This window comes from Microbacterium sp., from assembly GCF_047972865.1.
Classification (GTDB): Bacteria; Actinomycetota; Actinomycetes; order Actinomycetales; family Microbacteriaceae; genus Microbacterium.
This window is the reverse complement of record NZ_JBKEAY010000184.1, coordinates 1-3,197: the sequence shown is the minus strand read 5'-3', so window position 1 is coordinate 3,197 and position 3,197 is coordinate 1. Positions and strand designations below refer to the sequence as shown.

At 67.0% G+C, this 3,197-nt stretch carries 3 protein-coding genes; 1 reads left to right on the top strand and 2 read right to left on the bottom strand.

Annotated features, from left to right (window positions below; genetic code table 11):
• Positions 1–248 precede the first annotated feature (248 nt).
• Positions 249–1,313: a transposase gene (locus ACK5KK_RS11065; RefSeq protein WP_416890142.1), complete on the bottom strand. Its 1,065-nt coding sequence runs from the start codon at positions 1,311–1,313 to the stop codon at positions 249–251.
• Positions 1,314–1,583: 270 nt separating this feature from the next.
• Here ACK5KK_RS11065 and ACK5KK_RS11060 point away from each other — a divergent pair, with 270 nt between their 5' ends.
• Complete coding sequence (locus ACK5KK_RS11060; RefSeq protein WP_416890141.1) at positions 1,584–1,922, top strand: YnfA family protein; 339 nt, start codon at positions 1,584–1,586, stop codon at positions 1,920–1,922.
• A 282-nt stretch (positions 1,923–2,204) separates the two neighbouring features.
• Here ACK5KK_RS11060 and ACK5KK_RS11055 read toward each other — a convergent pair whose 3' ends face one another.
• Positions 2,205–2,678: a TetR-like C-terminal domain-containing protein gene (locus tag ACK5KK_RS11055; RefSeq protein ID WP_416890140.1), complete on the bottom strand. Its 474-nt coding sequence runs from the start codon at positions 2,676–2,678 to the stop codon at positions 2,205–2,207.
• Positions 2,679–3,197 lie beyond the last annotated feature (519 nt).

The following is a 3,197-nucleotide window of genomic DNA, read 5'->3' as shown; positions in this document are numbered from 1 at the left end:
CGACACCGCCAGCGTTGCGGGCCTGACTGACACGACCGCTCACGCGGCCAGTGGCGCTGCTGATGGATCACTCCGCCGCTTTGACCAGGGCTGACGCCTCGCTTCGCTCGTTGTCCTGCCGCCCCCTCCGCTTCGCTGCGGGGTTGGCCTCAAAGCGACTCCAGCCCTCGGCTGCAGCGGCACGAACGGCCACACGCGCGACCGACCCACGAAAGGCGCGCGGGCGCCGAATATTCGGTCGTCCCTGGTCAGGCGGCGTTTTCGTATTCGTGTATCAGTCCGTCGCATCGGCTGGTTCGCAGCACGATGGGAGTCCCAGGAGTCGGAGGCGACACTTCGGGTGACTCGGTGACCGGTGTCGGTGGTCGTTGGCCGAGTGATTGGTGCGGCCGGTGCTGATTGTGGTGGGCGATGTAGTCGCGAACGAGTCGTTCGAGTTGCTGTTGGTTCCAGATGATGGTGCGGTCGAGGAGTTCGCGGCGGATCGAGCCGATCCATCGCTCAGCGATTGTGTTCGCGACCGGGACCCGGACGGGTGTGCGGAGGATCTTGAATCCTTCGGTCCGGAACACCTCATCGAATCCGTCGACGAATTGGCTCCCTCGGTCGCGAACGAGAGCCTTGGCGTCCTCGAGTGTCTCGCAGTGGCCGGTGAACAGGTTCCGCGCCGCTTGGGTGGTCCAGGCGCCAGTCGGGTTGGCGGTGACGCCGGCGAAGATGACCTCGCGGCTGCGGACGTGGATGAAGAACAGGACGTAGTAGCGGCGCAGGAATGCGGTGTCGACGGTGAAGAAGTCGCAGGCGACGGCGGCTTGGGAGCGCAGGAACTCGGTCCAGGTCACATCGGAGCGGTTCGGGGACGGGTCGATGCCGTTGACGGTGAGGATCTGCCACACGGTCGAGTGTGCGATCTTGTGGCCAAGCCGGGCGAGTTCGCCCTGGATCCGGCGGTGTCCCCACGTGGGGTTCTCGGTGGCGAGGCGCACGATCAGCTGCTTCAGCCCAGCATTGATCGGTGGTCGACCGGCGCGGCGAGTTGGTGGCTGGGTCCAGTGGCGGGTGATCCGTTTGCGGTGCCAGCGCAGCAGGGTCTCGGGCGTAACGATCCAACCTGTCCGTAGCGCCTTGGGTAGCGCTGCGGCGATCGCGCCGAGCAGGCTCCGGTCGTCCTCGTTGAGCGAGGGTCGGCCGACCTGGCGGCGCAATACAGCGTTCTCGTGGCGCAAGACGATGATCTGCAGGTCCTTCCAGCGTCCGGAACGCACGGCGAGACCCGCGAGCTGGGCGAGGAAGCGGTAGAGAAGACGAGACATCAGGGTCCAGGATGGCGAGCAAACGTGCTGATCAGCGCACACGCGCGAGTATTCGAGCGGCACAGGTATCGTTCACCGGCTCAACCGAGGTCGGCCGAGTGCTGCTGGTGCGAGCCGGGCGGTATGGCTGAACGTGATGCACGTGGGGGCAGCCGTTCCGATCGTAGGGTCACTGCAACGGGCTCTCGCGGCGTCGCTGCACACGACACCCGGCATCAGCAACGACGGTTCGGCCCCGGAGTTGCCGAAGGCCCACCTGTAACGCGAGCGATGCGTGCGACCCTTCGCTCGATTCTGGTGTTCCTGCTGGCTGCAACATTCGAAATCGGTGGAGCCTGGCTGGTATGGCAGGGACTTCGGGAACACCGCGGCGCCCTGTGGCTCAGCGGCGGCGTTGCGGCCCTCGGCGCCTACGGGTTCGTCGCAACACTCCAGCAGGACCCGAGCTTCGGACGTGTCCTCGCCGCCTACGGGGGCGTGTTCGTTGTGGGCTCGTTGCTGTGGGGAACGATCGTGGACGGGTATCGCCCGGACCGCTATGACCTGATCGGCGCTGCGATCTGTCTCGTTGGCGTCGCCGTCATCATGTACGCCCCACGGACCGCCTGAACGTGTCGCGTCTGCCGCGCCGTCTCTGCGACCCGAGCCGGATGTTGTCGTAGCTCCTGGCCGGCCTTCCCCGCATCGCCTGGAACGGCGCGGACCAAAGACCGAACGACAGCGTCGACCCGGCCGATGGTGCATTTCGCCAGGTCAGGCCGCTGCAGGCACCGCAATCCAGTGACCCCGATGGCGTGGGTTAAGGGTTGCATTCCCCCCTCCGACACAGGAAGAAGATTTCCTAGATCGCCCGGGCCGGAAGGTCCGGGCGATGTACTTGTGTGCGGACCTTCAGGCTCGTCGTTCCCCCTCGGACCGTGCCTGCTGAGGCACGGTCGCGCGGCAGATCAGCGTCACCAGCGCATCGACTTCGGTCTGGGTGAGCGCTCGTGCGTCGAAGAGGGACGCGGTGAGCGCGGGCGACGGCATGGTTCGGATGAGGGTGGCCATGTCGATGTCGGGGCTGACCTCGCCCCGGCCGATCGCCCGACCGATCATCGCGTGCCAGTGCGGCTGGTGTCCGCGGTGCCAGCTCAGCATCGTCTCGTTCAAGGTCGGGTAGCGGCCTGAGATCATCGTTGCCATGAGCGCTCGCTCGATCGGGTCCGCAGCGAGGGACGCCAGTTGGGTGATCAGGGCGCGCACATCGCCCTCCCACGAGCCGGTGTCCGGCGCGTCGGCGCGATGGCGTTCGTGGAACTGCAGGGCGTCGTTCAGCAGTTCGGTCTGGGTGGGCCACCACCGGTAGACCGTGCCGCGGTTCACTCCGGACCGAGTGGGTGCCGAATACTCGGTCGTGGCTGGTCAGCTACCGGTGGCGTTCGGCGACCGAAGTGCCTCGTGCCCCGGCCGTCGCTGCTCGGCCCGATCGTTGGAAAGGCCGTCGCTGTCGATGTGGACACATCGTCCCCCGGGCCTGCCTGGTCGATCGGGGGGCGTGGAAACGGGGTGCTGTGTCGGCCACCAGGTTCGCCCGTGGGCGGAACTGCGAGCGAGGAGGACCCCGCAGGGGTTCGACGGAGCCGTTGGGCGCTCCGCGTCGAGCCGCTAGTGCTGGGGGCTGGTGGCCACGGCACCCATCCCGTGCGGGACGATGACCGCAGCGACCACCAAACCGTCTCGTATCAGATACCGGCCGCGGAACAGCGCGAGCTCCCTCGACACGGGTGTAGGGCGCCGCGTCAGGTGAGGATGCCGGCGACAGGTTCGGTGAGGATGGAATCGGGCCGCGCGTGCCCGACGTCTTGTCGCCGATTCTGGGGGCGGGCGCGCCGAAGCAGACCT